Source organism: Flavobacterium limnosediminis JC2902, assembly GCF_000498535.1.
GTDB classification, from domain to species: Bacteria; Bacteroidota; Bacteroidia; order Flavobacteriales; family Flavobacteriaceae; genus Flavobacterium; species Flavobacterium limnosediminis.
Genome location: NZ_AVGG01000025.1, coordinates 1 through 1,604, shown reverse-complemented (window position 1 = coordinate 1,604; position 1,604 = coordinate 1). Strand labels below are relative to the sequence as shown.

At 37.8% G+C, this 1,604-nt stretch carries 2 protein-coding genes; both read right to left on the bottom strand.

Annotation, left to right across the window (positions count from 1 at the left end):
- Positions 1-92 precede the first annotated feature (92 nt).
- Positions 93-1,286, bottom strand: coding sequence for a GAF domain-containing sensor histidine kinase (locus tag FLJC2902T_RS14735; protein ID WP_023580598.1), 1,194 nt, complete (start codon positions 1,284-1,286; stop codon positions 93-95).
- 25 nt (positions 1,287-1,311) lie between these two features.
- The coding region (locus tag FLJC2902T_RS16450; RefSeq protein WP_035679104.1) for a hypothetical protein at positions 1,312-1,604 on the bottom strand (293 nt) is incomplete at its 5' end.

The window sequence follows — 1,604 nt, the reverse complement described above, 5'->3', positions numbered from 1 at the left end:
GGGTATTCGGTTTGAAATTTTGGCAATGATTACACAAATTTACACGGATTTATTTTTGCAAATGCACAAACCTGTGGTGAAAAACAAGGTGTTTACTTAGGAAGTGTGAATGTGAAGATGCTGCCTTTGTTTTTTTCTGACTTTACCGATATGCTGCCGTTAAGGTTTTTAATTATTGTTTTACATGCTGCCAGTCCCAGTCCGCTTCCGTTGTATTCTGACTGGTTATGAAGGCGTTTAAACGGTTGGAAAATAACAGGGAGGTATTCCTGCTCGATGCCAATACCGTTGTCTCTGACTTCAAAAATCCATTCCGTTTTAGTTTCCGAATGGCTGATTTCTATTTTAGGGGTGTTTTCTTTTAGCTGATACTTTAAAGCATTGGCTATCAGGTTTTGGAAAACGATGGTCAGTGCGATTCTTGAGGTTGTAATTTCGGGTATTTCCGAAACGGACAATTCCGGACGCGGGGTTTCGGTTCCTTTGGTTAATCCTTCAAAAAGATCTGTGGCCAGTTTTTTTACGTTGATGGTCTCTTCGTCGGAATGGTTCATGTGGGTTTTGGCATAGTCCAGTAAGTCAAGAACGAGTTTGTCCATTCTTTGCACGTTTTCGTAGATGAAATTGAGATAGACCCTGTCTTTTTCATCCCATACTGTAATGTTCTTGCTTTCAAGCATTTTCAGAAATGAATTGATGCCTCTGAGAGGAGACCGCAAATCGTGAGCGGCTATGAAAGCAAACTCCTCCATGTCACTGGAATAACTGTCCAGTTTTTTCCGGTAAGCTTCCAGTAAGAAGTTCTTTTTTCTTAATTCCAGCAAATGCACCACCTGACTGGCTAATACCACAACGGCTTTTCGTTGCCTATCATTTAACTGCTGACTTACGGTATTGAAAATGCACAAGGTACCGAAAGCGATTCCTTCTTCGGATACCAACGGAACGCCAAAATAGGATACTATTTTCGGATCTTCTGTAACCAGAGGGTTTTCTTTGAAACGATTGTCTGTACGCAGATCGGTTATTTCAAAATACTCCTGCCCCGAACTGATGGCGTGTCTGCATATTGAGTGTTTGATCGGGGTCTGACTGATGTCGGTTCCGAAATGGGATTTAAAAAACTGACGGTGTTCGTCTATCATTGATATCAATGCCATCGGAGCATTACAAATGGATGCTGCCAACGCCGTTATATCGTCATACATCTGTTCCGGTAAAGTGTCTAAAATCTTATATTCTTCCAGAAGTTTTAAATGTAAAATGTCGTTTTCTTTCAATATCATTGATTAAATAAAAAGGAATAGGCTGTTATTCAAAATTGCAGGTAATGCTTTTTTTTTGAATAACAGAAAAAGCACTTTTCACAAAAATAAAAAAACTTTGTGTGAAAATTCGTTTATTTTCTGTAAAAAAATGGTTTTTGTTATTGTATTGATTTTTAGCAAAAAAGATAAAATTTATTGTTTTTCTTTTATTGGTCTCAGAAATAGTTAAAACTGTGCCCTTTTGTGCATTTCGCTTTACCCATGATAATATTTTGCATTTAGGTTTTCGTGAACCGCTATGGCAATTACAGTTTCTAAAAAATTTAAGCCACAAAT

Excerpts from the sequence above, each read along its gene's own strand:
- FLJC2902T_RS14735 (WP_023580598.1), bottom strand. The coding sequence starts at position 1,286 with ATGATATTGAAAGAAAACGACATTTTACATTTAAAACTTCTGGAAGAA.